13 protein-coding genes are annotated in these 20,393 nt (G+C 67.5%); 4 read left to right on the plus strand and 9 right to left on the minus strand.

Annotated elements, in window-relative coordinates:
- Nucleotides 1-19: 19 nt before the first annotated feature.
- From ASC45_RS13585 to ASC45_RS13625, 9 genes are all read right to left on the minus strand, one after another.
- On the minus strand, nt 20-1,204 hold the full coding sequence (locus ASC45_RS13585; protein WP_055451577.1) for a Bcr/CflA family efflux MFS transporter: 1,185 nt from the start codon (nt 1,202-1,204) through the stop codon (nt 20-22).
- A 31-nt stretch (nt 1,205-1,235) separates the two neighbouring features.
- Nucleotides 1,236-2,486 carry a c-type cytochrome gene (locus ASC45_RS13590; protein ID WP_055451578.1) on the minus strand — a complete coding sequence of 417 codons (1,251 nt, stop codon included), beginning with the start codon at nt 2,484-2,486 and terminating at the stop codon, nt 1,236-1,238.
- A gap of 129 nt (nt 2,487-2,615) precedes the next feature.
- A complete protein-coding gene (locus tag ASC45_RS15610; RefSeq protein ID WP_072243078.1) occupies nt 2,616-3,167 on the minus strand; it encodes an AAA family ATPase in 552 nt (183 codons plus the stop codon).
- A complete protein-coding gene (locus tag ASC45_RS13600; RefSeq protein WP_082454437.1) occupies nt 3,086-3,700 on the minus strand; it encodes a hypothetical protein in 615 nt (204 codons plus the stop codon). Before ASC45_RS13600 ends, ASC45_RS15610 begins: the two co-directional genes overlap by 82 nt.
- A 120-nt stretch (nt 3,701-3,820) precedes the next feature.
- Nucleotides 3,821-4,153 (minus strand): hypothetical protein, encoded by a 333-nt coding sequence (locus ASC45_RS13605; RefSeq protein WP_055451581.1) that lies wholly within the window; start codon nt 4,151-4,153, stop codon nt 3,821-3,823.
- A 3-nt stretch (nt 4,154-4,156) separates the two neighbouring features.
- A complete protein-coding gene (gene ypfJ / locus ASC45_RS13610; RefSeq protein ID WP_055451582.1) occupies nt 4,157-5,020 on the minus strand; it encodes a KPN_02809 family neutral zinc metallopeptidase in 864 nt (287 codons plus the stop codon).
- 120 nt (nt 5,021-5,140) lie between these two features.
- Entirely contained in the window at nt 5,141-8,767 is a 3,627-nt protein-coding gene (locus ASC45_RS13615; protein ID WP_055451583.1) for an indolepyruvate ferredoxin oxidoreductase family protein, read from the minus strand.
- Between the two features lie 246 nt (nt 8,768-9,013).
- On the minus strand, nt 9,014-10,633 hold the full coding sequence (locus tag ASC45_RS13620) for a hypothetical protein (RefSeq protein ID WP_055451584.1): 1,620 nt from the start codon (nt 10,631-10,633) through the stop codon (nt 9,014-9,016).
- Nucleotides 10,634-10,869: 236 nt separating this feature from the next.
- Nucleotides 10,870-11,472, minus strand: a complete 603-nt coding sequence (locus ASC45_RS13625; RefSeq protein ID WP_055451585.1) for an MliC family protein — start codon at nt 11,470-11,472, stop codon at nt 10,870-10,872.
- 251 nt (nt 11,473-11,723) lie between these two features.
- Between ASC45_RS13625 and ASC45_RS13630 the strand changes: the two genes are divergently transcribed.
- From ASC45_RS13630 to ASC45_RS13645, 4 genes are all read left to right on the plus strand, one after another.
- Nucleotides 11,724-14,246, plus strand: coding sequence for a DNA internalization-related competence protein ComEC/Rec2 (locus ASC45_RS13630; RefSeq protein ID WP_082454439.1), 2,523 nt, complete (start codon nt 11,724-11,726; stop codon nt 14,244-14,246).
- Nucleotides 14,247-14,374: 128 nt separating this feature from the next.
- On the plus strand, nt 14,375-15,796 hold the full coding sequence (locus ASC45_RS13635; protein WP_055451586.1) for a circularly permuted type 2 ATP-grasp protein: 1,422 nt from the start codon (nt 14,375-14,377) through the stop codon (nt 15,794-15,796).
- Nucleotides 15,797-15,833: 37 nt separating this feature from the next.
- Nucleotides 15,834-16,790, plus strand: a complete 957-nt coding sequence (locus tag ASC45_RS13640) for an alpha-E domain-containing protein (protein WP_055451587.1) — start codon at nt 15,834-15,836, stop codon at nt 16,788-16,790.
- Between the two features lie 42 nt (nt 16,791-16,832).
- Complete coding sequence (locus ASC45_RS13645) at nt 16,833-20,354, plus strand: transglutaminase family protein (protein ID WP_055451588.1); 3,522 nt, start codon at nt 16,833-16,835, stop codon at nt 20,352-20,354.
- Nucleotides 20,355-20,393: the final 39 nt, after the last annotated feature.

The following is a 20,393-nucleotide window of genomic DNA, read 5'->3' on the forward strand; positions in this document are numbered from 1 at the left end:
ACCCATCCGATCGACGCCGTCAGCGCGGTGTGAGGCGCTGGTTGGCCAACAGCGCCAGCACGGCAAAGGCGCAGAACACCCCGGCCATCGGCAGTGCGCTGTGCGCGCTGAACAGGCCGACAGCCGTGCCGCTGACCGCTGCGAGCGTGAACTGGATGCTGCCGATCAGCGCGGCGGCGCTGCCCACCCGGCCCGACTGGTGCGCCAGCGCCAGCGCCGTCGCGTTCGGAAACGAGAATCCCAGGCTGGACAACGCAAGAAACAGCGGAACGACCACGCCCCAGAGGCCGCCCGCGCCCAGCGCGATCAGCACCACCATCGACACTGCCCAAACCGTGAGGCTGCGCAGCGCGCGACGTAGCAGCGCATCGCTGGCCACGCGGGCCAGAAGCGCGTGGTTGAGCTGCGACGCCGCGATCAGGCCAAGGGCGTTGGCCCCGAACACCCAGCCGAACTGCGCCGGGCTCAGGCCATACACCTGCATGAGCGCGAACGGCGCTCCGGCGATGTAGGCAAACATGGCCGACTGCCCCAACGCACCACTGAGCGCGAAGCCGATGAAGCGCCGGTCGCGCAGCAAATCGCCGTAAGTACGCAAGGCGTTGCGCACCGGGTGTTGCCGGGCACTGCTGCGCGCGCCGGGCGCCAGCGATTCCGGCAAGGCCAGCGCAGCCAGCAGACAGGCGACGCCAAACGCCACCAGCACGAGAAAGATCGCGCGCCAGCTCCAGGTCTGAACCAGGGCGGCGCCCGCCAGCGGCGCCAGAATGGGTGCCGCCCCGAGCACCAGCGTGAGCCGGGAGAACACCCGCGCCGCATCGACCGGCTCGTAAAGATCCCGCACCATGCTGCGAGCGATCACGATGCCTGCGCACCCGCCCAGAGCCTGCAGCAGTCGCCACGCCATCAGGGCGTCGATGGAGGTGGCCAAGGCGCAGCCCAGCGAGCCCACAACGTAGAGCACGATGCCCATGAGCAGCGGCCGCTTGCGCCCGTACCGGTCGGACACCGGCCCCCAGAAAGCCTGGCCCAGCGCCAGTCCGATGAAAAACACCACCAAGGTGCGCTGCACCGCCTCGGGCGTGGTGCGCAGATCGTGCTGCAGGGCGGTGAAGCCCGGCAGGTACATATCGATGGACATCGGGGCGAAGGCGGTCATCGCCCCCAGGGTGAGAATGCGCTGCAGCGCGGTGAGACGGGTCATCCGGCGCATTGTCGCAGCGCCGGATGCAGGCTCAATCCTTGATGATCGCCTTGCGCAGCGCCCTGACCTGCTCGGGCGTGGCCGCCGAGGCGCCATTGCCCCAGGTGGCGCGGATGTAGGTCACGACATCGGCGACCTGCTGGTCATTGAGCGACTGCGCGAAGGGCGGCATGACCATGGGCGCCGGCGCCTTCTCGGTCACCACGGTGCTGCCGCCGGCCAGCACCACGCGAATGCTGTTGTTCGGGTCGGAGCATTGCACCGTGGCGTTTTTCGCCAGCCCGGGGAAGACCTGCGCCAGGCCTTGGCCGTTGGCCTGATGGCAGGCGACGCAGTGCTGGTTGTAGACCGCAGCTCCGCGCTGCACCGTGGCCGAGTCCTTGCTGGCGGGGGTCTGCTGGGTCAGCACAGGCTTGAGCGATTTGATGTAGACCGCCATCGCCTGCAGGTCGTCGGGTTTGAGGTGCTGGGTGCTGTGCGAGATGACCTCGGTCATGCTGCCCAGCGCGGTGAAGTTGGCGGTCTTACCCGTCTGCAGCAACTCGGCGATGTCGCCCGCCGTCCACTTCTGCATGCAGTTGCCGCGCAGATTGGTGGCGAACCAATGTTCGACCTGCGAGCCGGAGAGATAGAAGTCGCCGTTGGGACCGCGCGAGCTCAGCGCCTTTTCCTGGAAGAACAGACCGCGGGGCGTGTGGCAGGAGCCGCAATGGCCCAGCCCTTCGACGAGGTAGGCGCCGCGGTTCCACTGCGCGCTCTGCTTGGGGTCAGGGGTGAAGGTGGTGTCGCGCACGAACATCCAGTTCCAGATGGCCAGCGGCCAGCGGATGGTCATGGGCCACACCATGTCGGGCTTGCGATTGGGCGTGGGGTCGGGCGGCACGCCCTGCATGAAGTAGGCGTACAGCGCCTTCATGTCGGCCTGATTCACCCGCACATAAGACGGATAGGGCATGGCGGGATAGAGATGCTTGCCGCCGGGCGCAACACCATGCCGAACCGCGCGGTCGAACTGCTCGAAGGTGTAATTGCCGATGCCGTGGGTTTTGTCGGGCGTGATGTTGGTGGAATAGATGGCGCCAATGGGCATGTCCATCTTCAGCCCGCCGACAAAGGGCTTTCCGCCGGGTGCCGTGTGGCAGGCCACGCAATCACCGGCCCGCGCGAGATACGCGCCGCGCTGCACCTCCTGATCGGAAAACTTGCCGACCGCTACGGCAAGGCCACACTGCGCCACCAAGGACGCTGCCAGGGCAGCGCGCCATCCCTTGAATTGAGTCATCTTCCGTCCCTTTGCTGATGCCGTGCTCTCGACAGCGAGAGCGCAACCATTTGTAAGCAGGTTACGGGGTGCAGATCATTTCGGGGTTGATGCAGGCCAAAGTGCTGCGACACCGCGTCGCAGCCAGGCTCAGACTGTTGTTTGCGCGAGAACCGCCTGCTCCGGTTCCCTGGGAACGGCCCCGAAGCGGCGCATCAACAGGCCTTGCACCTGTGCGGCAGCGAGATGCTGCACCGCATGCTCGCGCGCAAACTGCGCCGCGGCTTGCGGATCGGCGTGAAATTTGAGGTAGAGCCTGCGGAGCTGGTCTTCATCACAGACGTCCAGTGCCACGCGTTCGTCGATGCGGCCCGCGCGGATCAGCGCCTCGTCGAGGCGGTCGATGTGGTTGGTGGTCATGAACAGCACATTGCCTTCTTGCGTGGCCACGCCGTCGAGCGCGTTGAGAAAGCCCGAGAACGACAGCCGCACCTGGGTATGCGCGGCGTCGCGCTGATGGAAGAAGGCGTCCACGTCCTCGATCAGCAGCAACGATCGCTGCAGCACGGCGGCCAGCAGGGTGTGGATTTTTTCATCCGTCACCACGGGCGAGGCCAGGCTCAGGGTGCAGACATTGAGCCGCAGCTCAGACGCCAGCGCCGTGACCAGCGAAGTCTTGCCCGTACCCGGCGGACCGTACAACAGATAGCCGCGCCGCCAGGGATGCCCAGCTCGGCGTAGCGGTCGCGCGCCCGGTAAAAGCGCTGCAAATCGCCCAGCAGAGTCTCCGCCAGCCCCGCCTTGAGGACCACCGAGGCCAGCGGACGGCGGCTGCCCAGTCGCGCGCGCATCCAGTCGCCGCCATGAAACGGGTTGGGGATATAGACCGAGAGCGCGTCCGACTCGCGGTTGGCGCGGGCATCAATGGCTTGCTGCAGAAAGCGGGTGAGAAAGGCGCTGCTGCGTCCAAAGTGCGACAGGCTGATGCGCTCGAACACGCTTTGCGTCACCTGCACTTCGCGCCGCACCCACACCAGTCGACCGTCGATGCGCAGGATATGCAACCCCTCTCCGGGTGAGAGGTAGGCGCGCGGTGAACTGGTTGACCTGCCGCAGCGCCGGATGCAGGTCCATGTATTCCACCATCGCGGCGAACAGAAATTCGTCACGCGAGTCCAGGGTGAGCGTGGTGATGAAAAACCGCCGTATCCACGAAAGTGCCAGCCCCGGCACATCGCGCAGCCAGAACGCCAGCGCGCCAACCGCAGCCAGAAGCAGCGCCTGCAAGGCCGGGAAGTGCAGCAAGGACTCCAGCATGGAAGATCAACGCGCCAGGGCAGCGACGACGCGGCGCTTCAGCGCAGCACCGCCACCAAGGCCAGCACCAGTGCGACAACGCCCAGCCCGAAAGCCGCCAGCGCCCAGCGCTGCTGCCGCTGCTGAGCCGCAGCAAGCTGCACGCCGGCCTGTTCCAGCGCGGTCACGGTGGTCTGCAACTGCTGCGCCAGCGCGCGCACATGTTCGGCGTTGTGCGTCACCGCGGTCTGCAGCTCCTCGATCTGCCGTTGCTGGGTTTCGGCGGCCTCCTTGTCCGACTTGCGCTGCTTGAACACCGGCAAGGCGAGCTTGGCCACCGATTCGATGTAGGGCAGTGCGGCGCCGATGGCCGTCATCCAGGTTGCGGGCATGGTTCAGAGCTGAGCTGCGTTGAAGGTGTCACAGACTTGCGGGCGACCGCTGGCGAAGCCGGTTTCGAACCAGCGCGCCCGCTGCGCCGACGTGCCATGCGTGAACGAGTCGGGCACCACATAGCCCTGCGCCCGCTGCTGCAGCCGGTCGTCGCCCACCGCCTGCGCGGCGTTGATGGCCTCTTCCACGTCGCCGGGCTCGAGCACCTGCCGCTCGTGCTGGGCGTGATAGGCCCAGACCCCGGCATAGCAGTCGGCTTGCAACTCCAGCCGCACCAGCAGGGCATTGGCCCGCTGCGGGCTGCTGCGCTGCATGGCCTCGCGCACCTTGGCCTCCACACCCAGCAGGTTCTGCACATGATGGCCGACCTCATGCGCGATCACATAAGCCTGGGCGAAGTCGCCTCTGGCGCCCAGACGCTGCTGCAACTCCTGGAAGAACTGGGTATCGAGATAGAGCTTCTGGTCTGAGGGGCAGTAGAACGGCCCGGTGGCTGCTTGCGCATAGCCGCAGGCCGACTGCACCGCACCGGAAAACAGCACCAGCTTGGGATCGACGTACTGCCGCCCGGCCTGCTGAAAAAGCTCGCGCCAGGTGTCTTCGGTATCGGCCAGCACGACGGAGAGGAAGGCCTTGTCCTGCTGGTCCTGGGCGCTGAGCTCGGCGGGCGCGTGCTGCGCGCTTTGCTGCGTTTGCTGCTGCGCCACCTGGTTCAGCACCACGCCCGGATCGACGCCGAAATACAGCGCCACCAAGGCGAGAATGATGGTGCCTATGCCCCCACTCACCAGCCCTCCGCGACGCGCCGGGCCTACGGTGCGCTGGTCTTCGATGTTGTCGCTGCGTCTGCCGTTTTTCCAGAGCATGATCGCCCTACCCTCAAGGAAATGTCGAACCGCCCGCTGACCCTGGGGCGCTCGGATGGAACTGATTATGCCCACTCGCCGGGTGGCTCAGGCTGAGCGGAGCGCGCCACCCGGCTGCGGTCACACCACAGCTCGCGCCGTTTCCGCATTAGAGCTTGCGGACGCGTCGGTCGGCGGCTCGCGCCACTGCCGCATCAGCTCGTCCCACTGCGGCAGCACCTGCTGTAGATGACGCTGCTTGACGTGACCGTAGCCGCGGATGCTGTCGGGCAGGCGTGCGATCTGTAAGGCGAGCTGGCGGCGCGGCTCTGAAGGGTCGGCATCCAGGCCGCGCAGCAATTCGCTCACCGTGTCGCGATAGCGGGCGATCAGGGCGCGTTCCTGCTGCCGTTCGGCCGTATGCCCGAAGGGATCGAGTGCGGTGCCGCGCAGCACCTTGAGCGGCGCCAGCAGCCGGAAGGCCAGGCCCATCCACGGGCCGAACTCGCGCTTGATCAACTCGCCCTTGGCATTGCGCCGGCTCCACAGCGGCGGCGCAAGAAAGTAATGCAGCTTGAAATCGCCTTCGAACTGCTGTTGCAGTTGTTTGGCGAAAGCCGGGTCGGACTGCAGCCGCGCCACTTCATACTCGTCTTTGTACGCCATGAGCTTGAACAGGTTGCGCGCCACGGCCTCGGTCAACGCGGTGGATTTCAGCGGCGCCTCGGCCGCCCGCACCTGCGCCACGAAGGCGGTGAACTGCTGCGCATAGGCGGCGTTCTGGTAGTCGGTGAGGAACCCCACTCGGCGCTTGATGATCTCGTTGAGACTGGGCCGCTTCACCAGCTCGATCACCTGTTCGGTCGCGGTGAGCGCGGCGATGGCCTGGGGGTCATGCGCGGCGTGCCGACCCCACTCGAAGGCCGCCTTGTTTTTCTCCACCTGCACGGCGTTGAGTTCGATGGCGCGCATCAGTGCGGCATGGCCGAGCGGCACCCAGCCCTTCTGCCAGGCAAAGCCCAGCAGCATCGGGTTGGCGTAGATGGCATCGCCCAGCAGTCTTTCGGCGGCGCGCACGCAGTCGAACCCCGCCACCCTGTCGGCGCCCGCGGCCTGTTCGATGGCCTTGTGGCAGGCGGCGTCGGGGAATTGCCAGTCGGGGTTGTGGACGAAGGCCGCCGTGGGCGTGCCGTGGGTGTCGAGCGCGATGTGGGTGCGGCCCTCGCGCACCCGCGAGAGGGTTTCGCGGTCGGCGGTGACGATGGGGTCGCAGCCGAGGATGAGCTCGGCCTCGGCCGTGCCGACCCGGGTGGTGACGATCTGCTCGGGGTCGCCCGCGATGAGCACATGGCTCCAGGTGGCGCCGCCCTTTTGCGCCAGCCCGGCGGCATCCTGCGTGACCACGCCCTTGCCCTCGATGTGCGCGGCCATGCCCAGCAGCTGGCCTATGGTGATGACACCGGTGCCGCCCACACCGGCGACGACGATGCCGTAGCAGCCGCCACCGGCCACGTCGTCACGCACCGGGTCGGGCACCTCGGGATAAGGCAGTTCGGGCATGGACGCCAGATCCGCGCCCGGCTGCGGCCTGGGTTTGCGCAGCGTGCCGCATTCCACCGTGACGAAGCTCGGGCAGAAACCCTTGAGGCAGGAAAAATCCTTGTTGCAGCTGCTCTGGTTGATGGTGCGCTTGCGGCCGAACTCGGTCTCCAGCGGTTCGACCGAGAGGCAGTTGCTCTGGTCGGAACAGTCGCCGCAGCCCTCGCACACCAGGGGGTTGATGACCACGCGCCGCGCCGGATCGACCATCTGCCCGCGCTTGCGGCGGCGGCGCTTTTCGGTGGCGCAGGTCTGGTCGTAGATGATGATGGTGACACCGGCCTCTTCGCGCAGTTCGCGCTGAATGGCGTCGAGATCGTCGCGGTGGCGCACGGTGACGCCGCTGGCCAGACCGACGGCGTGGGCATATTTCTGCGGCGCGTCGGTCACCACCACGATGCGGCGCACGCCCTCAGCTTCAAGCTCACGGCTGATCTGCGGCACCGTCAGACCGCCCTCGACCGGCTGTCCGCCGGTCATCGCCACCGCGTCATTGAACAGAATCTTGTAGGTCGCGTTCACACCTGCAGAAATGGCCTGGCGGATGGCGAGCAGACCCGAGTGGTAGTAAGTGCCGTCGCCCAGGTTGACGAAGACGTGTTTTTCGGTGGTGAACGGCGCCTGGCCCACCCAGGCCACGCCCTCGCCGCCCATCTGGCTGAAGGTCTGCGTGGCGCGGTCCATCCACACCACCATGTAATGGCAGCCTATGCCGGCCATGCCGCGCGAGCCCTCGGGCACGCGGGTAGAGGTGTTGTGCGGGCAGCCTGAGCAGAACCAGGGCGGACGCTGGGCGTTGGCCGCAGGCGCCTGCAGGCTGCGCTCGCGCGCGTCGATCACCGCCAGACGCTCGCGGATGCGCCGCTGCACGTCCACCCCGGCGTCGCGCAGGATGCCCAGCCGCTCCAGACGCGCGGCGATGGCGCGGGCGATGATGGCAGGCGACAGATCGGCCTTGGCCGGCAGCAGCCAGTTGACGCCGGGATTGGGCTGGCTCCATTCGCCGCCGGTGCGGTCGCCCTCGCGCTCGTCGAACTTGCCGATGACGTTGGGCCGCACGTCTTCGCGCCAGTTGTAGAGCTCCTCCTTGAGCTGATACTCGATGACCTGGCGCTTTTCCTCGATGACGAGGATCTCCTGCAGCCCGGTGGCGAATTCGCGCGTGATGCCCGCCTCCAGCGGCCAGACCACGGCGACCTTGTGCAGCCGGATGCCGAGCTGCGCGCAGGTGTCGGCGTCTAGCCCGAGGTCGTTCAAGGCTTGCCGGGTATCGTTGTAGGCCTTGCCCGAAGCCATCAGCCCTAGGCGCGCGTGCGGGCTGTCGATGACGGTGTGGTTGAGGCGATTGGCGCGGATGTAGGCCAGCGCCGCATACCACTTCACATCCATCAGCCGCGCTTCCTGCGCCAGCGGCGTGTCGGGCAGGCGGATGTGCACGCCACCCTCGGGCAGCATGAAATCCTCAGGCAACAGGATGCGCACGCGGTCGGCACCCACATCCACCGCCGCGGAAGACTCCACGATTTCCTGGATGGTCTTCATGCCCGACCAGACCCCGGCATAGCGGCTCAGGGCAAAGGCGTGCACACCCAGATCGAGAATGTCCTGCACCGAGGTGGGAAAGAACACCGGCAGTCCGCACGCCTTGAAAATATGGTCGCTCTGGTGCGCCAGGGTGGACGATTTGGCCACATGGTCATCGCCCGCTACAGCGATCACCCCACCGTGCCGCGCGGTGCCTGCGCTGTTGGCGTGCTTGAACACGTCCGAGCAACGGTCCACCCCGGGCCCCTTGCCGTACCAGATGCCGAACACCCCGTCGTACTTCTTCTTGTCGGGAAACAGGTCGAGCTGCTGCGTGCCCCACACGGCCGTGGCCGCCAGCTCCTCGTTCACCCCGGGTTTGAACACCACGTGGTTGGCTTCGAGAATCTTTTTCGCCTTCCACAGCGCCTGGTCATAGCCACCCAGCGGCGAGCCACGATAGCCCGAGACGAAACCCGCCGTGTTGAGCCCGGCAGCGGCATCGCGCTGGCGCTGCAGCATGGGCAGACGCACCAGCGCCTGGATGCCGCTCATGAAGGCGCGGCCGGATGTGAGGGTGTATTTGTCGTCCAGCGAGATGTTCGCCAGCGCTCGACGGATGGGCTCGGGTAGGGGAGCGTTCATCGCCTGTCTCCTTGTTGCGCGCGCACCTCATGCGGTGGCGCTTGGGATCACCGATCGGCCGCCGATCAGGCTGGCCGGGCAAATGCGGTGCTGCACACGAGCGCAGCCCGCACGCCGTCTTGTGGACGGCGGCCGACTTTGATGCCGGTGACACGATGCTAGTGCGGCTGCAGGGGAGTGAACAGGGGGAGAAGCGATAGGCGCTTCGAGCTTGCGGACATGCGTCTGCGCAAGCTCTTCAGACGATCAGCCGAAGGACGGCAGGGTCAGTACATAGGTGTCGATGGCGGCGTTGGGGTTGACCGTCGGATTGCTCGGGTCGCCATCGCCCCAGTCGCTGTTGAACAGAATGCGCGTGCCGCTGGTGCTGAAGGTCACGTTCGGCTGCGCCCAGTAGTTGCTCTGCGACGCATTGCTGTAATTGCCGGTGGAGCGATGGTGGGCGATACGCCAGGTGGTGCCGTTGGTCAGGTTGGTGATCATCAGCTCCTGATCGAGGATGGTGCAGGGGTTGGCGGTCGGCCCGCTGTTGCCACTGCTGCCCGGCGTGGCCTGACCGTTGCTGCCGGTGCCGTAGATGTTGCCCGTCATCCCGGTGACAACCCACGAAGGGTTTTTCCACGCGGTCGAGCCACTGAGTGACCCCGTGACCGGATAACCCCAGCCGCTGGATTCGCCCACATAGTTGAAGACCTGGCCGGTGTTGATGTTGCAGACGATGACGTTGCCATTGCCGCCGGTGTTGCGGCTGAACTGCGAACCCACCAGCAGGTCGTTGCCGTTGGCGTCCATCGCGGTGTCGCAATGCTCGTTGGTGTCGAAGTTCACCATGCGAAGCAGCTTGCCGGTGGTCGCGTCGAAAATGCCCGATTGCGTGGTGGGGGTCGATTCGAGATTCGTGGCGGCAGCGCCATTCCAGATGAAGAACTTGCCTGACACGGAAGGGAACGGCGTCGATCCCCGCGCCTGCGGTTGCGGAATGGTCGAGTCGTAAATCGTGAACGCGCCCGTCGCCTCGTTGAAACCGAACACCCACATGCCCAGCTCGCCCGCGACATTGCCGATCGGCCCGCCAAACGCCCCCAGGCCCCAGACTCTCTGTCCCAGAGAGTTCACCCCCAGCGCGAACGGATAACCGCAACGCACACCCGTCACGCCAGACGGGCAACCCGGCGGCAGTCCGTTGGGCAGGAAACTGTGAATGATGGTCTTGGCACCGGTTTCGACGTTGATCGCGGTGAGGTCGGCCAGATTGGTGCTTCCCGACGAATGATTGTCGATGTAGCGCAGCGTGGCTGGGTCTTGGTGATCCCAATAGAACTGCTCGACGTCACCCGGGTTGATGTCGAGGAACTTGATGAAGGCGTAAGTCGTGCCGTCGTACATGGCCCAGCCTTGTTGCCCACCGGTCTGCGCCGTGGAACCCGGCACGTACAGGATGAAGCGGGTTTCGTCGCAGTTCCAGGCCATCGCCGTGGGATAGGCCGGGGCGACGCAGAGATTCTTGAAGTCGGCCACGCAGTCGGTGATGCGGGTGATCTTGAGGCCGAAGTCGGGGTCGGTGACGGTTTGGCCCTTGGCAGGTTTGGCCAGCTTGCTGTAGGGCACAGGGTTCATGCCCACTTGTTTCAGACCGACGGAGAGATCCTGTCCAACGGGCACGACGTAGGGCGTGGTGCTTGCCGGGGTGGTCGATACCGGGCTGGTACTTGCCGGGGTGGCTCCACCGGGTGTCGCGGCCACTGCGCCGGCCGATCCGGTGCTGGCTGTGCTGGTTCCTCCCCCGCCGCCGCAGGCGGCGAGCGAGCCTACCGCTGGAATGGCGAGAAGGGATTTCTGGATGAAAAGACGACGGGACGGCTGCATGGTGTGACTCCAAAATGGGTGGTTGCGCAGGCGGAATGCCTCTGCAGCGAGGCATTCCGTGCCGCGTGAACCACGCAAAACCAGGCGAAGTCACAGGCCGTCTTCTGGCAACCCGGGCGGGCGAAAAAGGTCACACCGCCGACTTAGACAAAGGACTTATACCCTATTTGAGGGGGTTTTTTCCGCGGCGTCTGTATCTGAAAGTAAAAGATGCATCATTTTCTACGCCTGCAGGGTCACTGCTGCTGGCACACCGTGTTGGTGTTCTGCAGGAAGTTGGTCACCGTGGCCTGGCGGCCCTTGAACCAGACCTGAAAGGCGCTGTTGCGGTAGCGGGCGCCATCGGCGGAGACGGTCTGGTCAAGGGTGAGATTGCCCAGCGCCGTCTGCAGGGTGACCGACACGTCGCCAAAGGTGGCGATGAAGGAGCTGCCATCCTGACAGTTGAAGCGCACCGCGCCGGGCGGCAAGGCCGGAGCGTTCGAGGGCGGTGCCGACTCGGACTGGGCAGGCGGGGGTGGCGCCACCGCCGCGCTGGGCGCACTCGCAGCGGGCGCGACGCCGGACGGCCCGAGCGGCTGCACCGTGATCGGCGCGCTCGGCGCCAGCGGCTGCGCTTCGCTCGGCGGCGGCTGGACGGGCTGCGGCGTCACGGGCGCATAGGTCGAGGGCGGCACGGTCACGCGCGGCGCGGGCGGGTTGAGCTGCTGCACCGGCGCGGGCTGGTTGAGGTTGACCGGGGTCGCACACCCCCCCAGGGCCAGGGCACCCAGGGCAGCGAGTGCCGCGCTCAAGCGCAGGGGACGATGGACGACAGGCGATGGAGGGTGACGATGCATGCGTGGGCTCCCGAAGACTTTGGCGCAAATTGAACCATACAAACGCGCCTGGGAGCCTGTCGGGCTTGAGGCGCGGAAGGCGAAAATGGGCATGGGGATGCCATGTGGCAGCCCGCGATCCTCAAGTCCGACAGGCTCCTCGCCCCACCGTATGACGCGGCGCAACTGTAGAGACTTGTAAAGCTGACATCATGCATAGCTTGCAATCTTGCGATCGCGCTTGACCTCAGGCGCTTCCGAAGGAACCCGTCTTGCCGACCTTTGCCCTTGCCGTCCTGCTGGGCTGTGCGCTGCAGACCGCGCAGGCTGCGCTGTGGCCGCAGCCGGTTTATGTCGCGCAGACGGCAGCCGGTGCCGCAGCGACTCTGGCGCTGATCGGCTGGCGCGGCCGCCGTGGCGGTAGGCCTTGCCAGCGGCGCCTCGCGCGTCTGGGCGTGCAGGCCTTGCTCGCGCTCGGCGGGGCGATGCTGGCCTTCGGCATGGCGGGCTGGCGAGCGCATCCGCTGCTGGCCGACCGGCTCGACCCGGCACTGGAATCTCAAGTGGTGCAGGTGCGCGGCGTGGTGACCGACCTGCCCGTGCTCTACCCCGACGCGACGCGCTTCGTCCTCGACGTCACGCAGGCCCCGCCCGGGGTGCCGGACAGGCTATCGCTCAGCTGGTACGCAAAGCGGCCACGCAACGGGCCCGCTGAGGCGCCACCGCGCGTGCATCCAGGTCAGATCTGGCAATTCTCCGTGCGGCTCAAGCGCCCGCACGGCTATGCCAACCCGGGCGGCAACGATGCCGAACTGAGCTTGTTCCGCGACGGCATCGGCGCCACCGGCACGGTCAGCCGCATGGGCCCGCCGCCGCAACGGCTTGGCATGCGCCACGACCCCGCCGACTGGGTCGCCCAACTGCGTGACCACCTGCGCCAGCGCATGATGGCCGCGTTGCAGGGGCCGCCCGGCCCCCTCCCAACCTCCCCCACTGCCGGGGGAGGTGAGAACAGTGCTTCGCACACGCTACGGATGCCCCTCCCCGCAGCGGGCACCGTCATCGCCCTGGCGCTGGGCGACCAGGCCGCCATCACCGCCAGCGACTGGGCCACTTACCGCATCACCGGGGTCGCGCACCTGATGAGCATCTCGGGCCTGCACATCACCCTGCTGGCCTGGCTGGCGATGCGGCTGATCAGCGCGGCCTGGCGGCAGACGGCCCGCCTGCGTCGCCCGTGGACGCTGGTGCTGCCCGCGCCCACCGTGGCGGCCTGGGGGGCGCTGGTCACGGCCACCGCTTATGCCGTGGTCGCGGGCTGGGGCGTGCCCGCGCAGCGCACCCTGCTGATGCTGGCGGTGGTGCTGATCCTGCGCCAGCGTGGGCTGCGCGCGGACTGGCGTGACGTGATGGCGCTGGCGCTCACCGCCGTGCTGCTGTGGGACCCGTGGGCGGTGCGGCAGGCCGGATTCTGGCTGTCCTTCGTCGCGGTGGGCATGCTGTTCGTCGCCGCCGACCGCGGGCGGCCCGAGGGCCTGGGTGCCGATGCGGCCCGGCCGCCGTGGTGGCGGCGGGTCTGGCTGCGGCTGCGCGAGGCCAGCCGCACGCAGTGGGTCGCCACCCTGGCGCTGGCACCGCTCACGCTGTTGTTCTTCCAGCAGATCGCGCTGCTCTCGCCTCTGGCCAATGCCCTGGCCATTCCCGTCGTCACCATGGGCGTGGCGCCGCTGGCGGTGGGCGGCCTGCTGTTGCCGTCGCCGCTGGACGGCTGGGTCTGGCGCCTCGCCGCGTGGATTCAGCAAGGGTTGGATGTCGCGCTGCGGCATCTGGCCGACTGGCCGCTGGCGCAATGGCATGCCGCCGCGCCCGATGCCCTCACCCTGGGTCTGGCCGCGCTGGGCGTGCTGGCGTTGGCGCTGCCGTGGGGTTGGCGGCTGCGCGCGCCGGGGCTGTTGCTGCTGGTGCCGCTGGCCAGCAACCCCGGCACCGCGCCCGCACAGGGCGAGACGGAGCTGTGGTTCGCCGATGTCGGCCAGGGCATGGCGGTGGTGGTGCGCACCGCGCGCCACACCCTGCTGTTTGATACCGGGCCGCAGCAGGCGCCAGGGGTGGACGCCGGCGGGCGCGTGCTGCTGCCGCTGCTGCACAGCCTGGGCGTGCGGCGTCTGGACCGCGTGGTGGTGAGCCACGACGACAGCGACCACGCCGGCGGCGCGGCCACCATCGCCCGCGCCCACCCCAAGGCCGAGCTGCTGACCTCGGCGCCACCACAGGCTGCTGCGCGCTACGGTCTGAGCAAGGTCCACGCCTGCGCCGCCGGGCAACGCTGGACCTGGGACGGCGTGGACTTTCGCATCATCAGCCCGCTGCCTGAGGAGCTGCCGCGCAACGACAACGCCGCCTCCTGCGTGCTGCATGTGAGCGCGCGCGGCGCCTCGGCGCTGCTCACCGGCGACATCGACCAGCCGCAGGAACGCGCGCTGCACGCGGCTGAGGCGCTGCCCTATGCCGATGTGCTGTTGGTGCCGCACCACGGCAGCAAAACCTCGTCGAGCGACGCCCTGCTCGACGCCGTGATGCCCCGCGCCGCGGTGGTGCAGGCGGGCTACCGCAACGCCCACGGCCATCCGCATCCGCTGGTGGTCGAGCGCTACTCCGCGCGCGGCATCGCGCTGTGGCGCACCGATCTTCAGGGCGCGCTTCGCTGGCGCGACGAAGCGCCCGATACCTTTGTCGCCTGGCGGGCGCAACAGCCGCACTATTGGAGCGCGCAGCAAGAAGCATCCTCCGACTGACCGCTAGTTGACGCCGATCAGCGCAGCGCCGCTGCGTCATCGCGCTGTCACATGGCCCCCACGGTTGGCCTGTATCTTGCTAACCTCGCTGCACAGGTCTGCCCAGACGGCCGCTTCGAGAGACGACGATGCCCTTCTACGATGAAATGACCCCCGCGAGCGGCGGCGTGCGCCCGCACTATGCGCAGTACGCCCAGTGGCTGGCGCAGCAACCGCCCGACACCATACGCGCCAAGCGCGAGGAAGCCGAGCTGATCTTTCGCCGCGTCGGCATCACCTTCGCGGTGTACGGCGACGAGGCGGGCACCGAGCGGCTCATTCCCTTCGACCTGATACCGCGCATCATTCCCGCGGCCGAATGGAAGCATCTCGAAGCCGGGCTGAAGCAGCGCGTCACCGCGCTCAACCGCTTCATCCACGACGTCTATCACGATCAGGAGATCCTCAAGGCGGGCATCGTGCCGACCGAGCAGGTCTATGGCAACGCCCAGTTTCGCCCCGAGATGATGGGCATCGACCTGCCGCACCACGTCTACGCGCAGATCGCCGGCATCGACATCGTGCGCGCCGAAAACGCCCAGGGCGAGGGCGAATACTTCGTGCTCGAAGACAACCTGCGCGTGCCCTCGGGCGTGAGCTACATGCTGGAAAACCGGCGCATGATGATGCGCCTGTTCCCCGAGCTGTTCGCCCGCCACAGCATCGCCCCGGTGGCGCATTACCCCGATCTGCTGCTGGAAAAGCTGCGCGCCGTGGCGCCGTCCAGCGTGAGCGAACCCACCGTGGTCGTGCTCACGCCGGGGATGTACAACTCGGCGTATTTCGAACACGCCTTCCTCGCCCAGCAAATGGGCGTGGAGCTGGTCGAGGGGCAGGATCTGTTCGTCAAGGACGACTTCGTCTACATGCGCACCACCCAGGGCCCGCAGCGGGTGGACGTGATCTACCGCCGCGTCGACGACGACTTTCTCGATCCCAAGGTGTTCCGCGCCGACTCCTCGCTGGGCTGCGCCGGGCTGATGCGCGCCTACCGCGCGGGCAACGTCAATCTGGCCAACGCCATCGGCACCGGCGTGGCCGACGACAAGTCGATCTATCCCTATGTGCCGCGCATGATCGAGTTCTACCTGGGTGAAGCGCCGCTACTGCACAACGTGCCCACCCGCATGTGCCGCGAGCCCGACAGCCTGAGCTATGTGCTGGAGCACCTGTCCGAGCTGGTGGTCAAGGAGGTGCACGGCGCCGGGGGCTACGGCATGCTGGTCGGCCCGGCTTCCACCCAGGCCGAGATCGCCGCGTTCGCCGAGAAAATCAAGGCCAACCCCCATCACTACATCGCCCAGCCCACGCTGGCCCTGTCCACCTGCCCCACCTATGTCGAGTCGGGCATTGCGCCGCGTCACCTCGATCTGCGGCCCTTCGTGCTGTCGGGCAAGACCGTGTCCATCGTGCCCGGTGGCCTCACACGGGTGGCGCTGACCGAGGGCTCGCTGGTGGTCAACTCCTCGCAAGGCGGCGGCACTAAAGACACCTGGGTGCTGGAAAAGTAGACCCCCGCCCTTCGCATCCAACCGGCAAGGAACTCCCATGCTCAGCCGCACCGCCGATCACCTGTTCTGGATGGCCCGCTACACCGAACGCGCCGAAAACACCGCCCGCATGCTCGACGTGCATGTGCAATCGGCCCTGCTGCCGCAGGGCGCCGAGGCCATGCAGTTGGGCTGGCGCGGGCTGCTGGGCATCTCCGAGCTGACCTCGGCCTATACCGAGCGCTTTGGCGCCATCGACGCCGACAAGGTGCTCGACTTCATGGTGTGCGACACCGGCAACCCCTCGTCGATCCAGAGCTGCCTGCGCGCGGCGCGCGAGAACGCCCGCGCGGTGCGCGGCGCCATCACCACCGAGGTGTGGGAAACGGTCAACCAGACCTGGCTCGAATCGCAGCGCCTGCTGACCAAGGGATTGTGCGGACAGGATCCGGCCCAGTTTTTCGAGTGGGTGAAATACCGCTCGCACCTCTCGCGCGGGGTGACCTCGGGCACCATGCTGCAGGACGAGGCCTACCACTTCCTGCGTATCGGCACCTTTCTGGAACGAGCCGACAACACCGCCCGCCTGCTCGACGTGAAATTCCACGCCCTGCAGTCCGACTTCTACGGATCGACGAATGGGAATGGCCGCCTGCAGGAGCTCGACTTCTACCACTGGTCGGGCGTGCTGCGTTCGGTTTCGGGGTTCGAGGTTTACCGCAAGGTGTACCGCGACGTCATCACCCCCGAGCGCGTGGCCGGGCTGCTCATCCTGCGGCCCGACATGCCGCGCTCGCTGGCGGCCTGCATGGCCGCGGTGAACCACCACCTACAGGCCGTGGCCAACCCGCAGTCGCGCGAGACATTGCGCCGCGCGGGTCTGCTCAACGCCCAGCTACAGTTCGGTCGGCTCGACGACATCATGGCCACCGGGCTGCACGCCTATCTCACTCACTTCCTGGAGCGCATCAACGATCTGGGCGTGGGCATCAGCCAGGATTTCCTCGCCGCCTGAAGCCGCCAGTCATCCTTCAAACTCTCTTTCGCAGGTGCCCGGATGTCCATCCACGTCGCGCTCACGCACACCACCACCTACCGCTTCGATCGCCCGGTAGGACTTTCCCCGCACGTCGTGCGCCTGCGCCCGGCGCCGCATTGCCGCACGCCCATCCTGTCGTACAGCCAGCGCGTCGAGCCAGCCCAGCATTTCATCAACTGGCAGCAAGACCCTTTCTCCAACTACCTCGCGCGCCTGACCTTTCCCAACAAGACCACCCTGCTGCAGATCACCGTCGATCTCGTGGCCGAGATGGCGGTCTACAACCCCTTCGACTTCTTCCTCGAACCCGAGGCCGAGCAATTCCCCTTCACCTATGCGCCCGATCTGAAGGCCGAGCTCGCCCCCTATCTGGCCGCCGACGCGCGCACCCCGCGCCTCGATGCCCTGCTCAAGAGCCTCGACCTCACCCCGCGCCGCACCATCGACTTCCTGGTGGACGTCAACCAGCGGCTGCAGCGCGACATCGGCTACACCATCCGCTTGGAGCCGGGGGTGCAGACCCCCGAACAGACGCTGGAACTGGCCTGCGGCTCCTGCCGTGACACCGGCTGGCTCATGGTCCAGGTATTGCGCCACCTCGGGCTGGCCGCGCGCTTCGTCTCCGGCTACCTGATCCAGCTCACACCCGACGTCAAGGCGCTCGACGGCCCCAGCGGCGCCGAGGCCGACTTCACCGATCTGCATGCGTGGTGCGAGGTCTATCTACCGGGGGCGGGCTGGATCGGCCTCGACCCCACGTCGGGGCTGCTCGCTGGCGAAGGCCACATTCCGCTGGCCTGCACCCCACAGCCCTCGGGCGCGGCGCCGGTCGAGGGCCTGGTGGACGAGTGCGAGGTGGAATTCAGCCACCACATGGCCGTCACCCGCATCTATGAATCGCCGCGCGTCACCAAGCCCTATACCGATGACCAGTGGCAGGCCGTGCTCACCCTGGGCGAAGTGGTCGACCAGCACCTGAAGACCGGCGACGTGCGCCTCACCCAGGGCGGCGAGCCCACCTTCGTCGCCACCACCGACCGCGACGCGCCGGAATGGAACACCGACGCGCTCGGGCCCACCAAGCGCGGCTACGCCGGCGAGCTCATCGGCAGGCTCATCGCCCGCTACGGCCCTGGCGGTTTTCTGCACTTCGGCCAGGGCAAGTGGTACCCCGGCGAGCAACTGCCGCGCTGGGCGCTGTCGGCCATCTGGCGTCGCGACGGCCAGCCCTGCTGGCACAACCCCGCGCTGTTCGCCGACGAACGGCTGGGCGGCACCGCCACCGCCCTCGACGCCCAGACCTTCATGCTGGCCCTGGTCGATACGCTGGGGGTCGATCCGGCCCACGTGCAGACCGGCTTCGAGGACACGTGGTACTACCTGTGGCGCGAGCGCCGCCTGCCGGTCAACGTCGACCCGTTCGACTCGCGGGTGGACGACGAGCTCGAACGCGCCCGCCTGCGCAAGGTGTTCAGCCAGGGCCTGAAGGCGCCCACCGGCTATGCCCTGCCGATCCGCCGCGAGCCCGGTTCACCCCAGAAGAATGGACAGCCCCCAGGTCTGGGCGACGCCCAGACCGCTCCCCAAGGGGGTCAAGGAAACTTGGGACGGCCCGGCGTTTCCTTGAGCGGCCCGCGCTGGATCTCCGGCCCGTGGTTCTTCCGCGACGAGCGCATGTACCTGATTCCCGGCGACTCGGCCATGGGCTGGCGCCTGCCGCTGGACTCGCTGCCCTGGGCTTCCGACGGCGATCGCGCCTCCGACTGGCCGCAAGACCCCTTCGCCCCGCGCGGCAACCTGCCCGACGCCGCCGCACTGCGGCTGCAGTACGGCCCGATGCACCGCATCGGGGGCGGTTACGCCGAAGGTGGCACCGTCGGGGTGCAGAACCAGGGTGTCGCCGCACCGCTTCGGGGCGAGGTGGCGGGTCGCGGTGGCGCGGCATGGTCCAGTGGCGATGGCCAGCGCCTGCGGCCAGGCGACAGCCGCTACCCCGATCGTTTCGAGTCGGCGAGCTGGATTCTGCGCACCGCGCTGTGCGTGGAGGCTCGCGGCGGTGTGCTCTATGTGTTCATGCCGCCGCTGGCCAGCGCCGACGACTACCTCGACCTGCTCGCCGCCATCGAGACCACCGCCGAGCGGCTGCGGGTCAAGCTGGTGCTCGAAGGCTACCCGCCGCCGCGCGACCCGCGGCTGAACCAGCTTCAGGTCACGCCCGACCCCGGCGTCATCGAGGTCAACATCCACCCGGCGCACAACTGGGCCGAACTGGTCGATCACACCGAATTTCTCTACCAGGCGGCGTTCCAGACCCGGCTGGGCGCCGAAAAGTTCATGCTCGACGGCCGCCACACCGGCACCGGCGGTGGCAACCATGTGGTGCTCGGCGGCGCCACCCCGGCGGACAGCCCCTTCCTGCGCCGTCCCGACCTGTTGGCCAGCCTGATCGCCTACTGGCACAACCACCCCAGCCTGAGCTATCTGTTCTCCGGCCTGTTCATCGGCCCCACCAGCCAGGCGCCGCGGGTGGACGAGGCGCGCGACGATCAGGTCTATGAACTCGAGATCGCCCTGAACGAGCTGCGCGCCAACCGTGCGCGTTACGGAGTTGACGCACCCGCATGGTTCGTGGATCGCACCCTGCGCAACATCCTCATCGACGTCACCGGCAACACCCATCGCAGCGAGTTCTGCATCGACAAGCTCTACAGCCCCGACGGCGCCACCGGGCGGCTGGGCCTGCTGGAGCTGCGCGCCTTCGAAATGCCACCGCATGCGCGCATGAGCGTGGTGCAGCAACTGCTGTTGCGCGCGCTCATCGCCCGCTTCTGGCACACCCCCTACACCGCGCGGCTGCAACGCTGGGGCACTGCCCTGCACGACCGCTTTCTGCTGCCAACCTTCATTGCGCTGGACTTCGAGGACGTGCTCACCGAGGTGCGCGAAGCCGGTTACGACTTCGATCCGCAATGGTTCGCGCCGCACCACACCTTCCGCTTCCCACTGCTGGGCGACTACGCGGTGCGCGGCATGAAGCTGGAGCTGCGCATGGCGCTGGAGCCCTGGCACGTCATGGGCGAGGAAGGCGCGGTGGGCGGCACGGTGCGCTATGTCGATTCCTCGCTGGAGAGGGTGGAGGTGAAGATCAACGGCCTGACCGACAGCCGCCATGTGCTCACCGTCAACGGCCAGGCGCTGCCGCTGCAGCCCACCGGGCGCAGCGGCGAATTCGTCTGCGGCGTGCGCTATCGCGCCTGGAGGCCGCCTTCGGCGCTGCACCCGGGCATCGGCGTGCACGCGCCGCTGACCTTCGATCTGGTGGACACCTGGATGCAGCGCTCGCTCGGCGGCTGCCGGTACCACGTCGAGCATCCGGGCGGCAGCAACCCCTCCACCTTCCCGATCAACGCCTACGAGGCCGAGAGCCGCAGGCTGGCGCGCTTTTTCCGCATGGGCCACACACCAGGGCGCATGCAGGTCGCCCCGGCGCATCCGAGCCTGGAATTCCCGTTCACGCTCGATCTGCGCTCGCCCAGCTGATCCAACCCCGGCATGGGGGGCTGGGTTTTGACGCCCCGC

The organism is Thiomonas bhubaneswarensis, from assembly GCF_001418255.1.
Classification (GTDB): domain Bacteria; phylum Pseudomonadota; class Gammaproteobacteria; order Burkholderiales; family Burkholderiaceae_C; genus Thiomonas; species Thiomonas bhubaneswarensis.